General features: G+C 64.8%; 2 pseudogenes. Both read right to left on the minus strand.

The features are described 5' to 3' along the window. Positions 1 to 180, minus strand: a pseudogene (locus EOA27_RS40065) (ABC transporter permease); the annotation flags it as partial. 2 nt (positions 181 to 182) lie between these two features. Beyond that, a pseudogene (locus tag EOA27_RS40070) lies at positions 183 to 426 on the minus strand (ABC transporter permease); the annotation flags it as partial.

The raw sequence follows: 426 nt of genomic DNA on the forward strand, positions 1-426 counted from the left end.
AGTCAGCCGCGTGTCGGAAAGCACCGCCTGATACCAGCGCAGCGACGGTCCGGTGAAGGGCGGGATCGGGAAGGACGTCGCCTGCAGCGAAAACAGCACCAGCACGATCACCGGCAGGAAGATGAAGCCGTAGATGGCGATCGCGTAGAGCCAGGCAGCGGTGCGGACGATTGCGCGCATGGTCAGGCCCGCTCGATCTTCAGCCAGCGGGCGCAGGCGAGGTAGGCGACGGTTACGACCGCCATCAGGATGATCGACAGCGCCGAGGCGAGGGGGAAATCGCCACGCCTTCCGATCTGCATCATGACGAGCTGCGGCATGACCAGCTCATTGTTGCCGCCGAGGATCTGCGGCGTGATGTAGTCGCCGATGCAGAGCACGAAGGTGAGGAAGGCGCCGACCATGATGCCGGGCAAGGTCAGCGGC

This window comes from Mesorhizobium sp. M2A.F.Ca.ET.037.01.1.1 (assembly GCF_003998075.1).
In the GTDB taxonomy this organism is placed as follows: Bacteria; Pseudomonadota; Alphaproteobacteria; order Rhizobiales; family Rhizobiaceae; genus Mesorhizobium.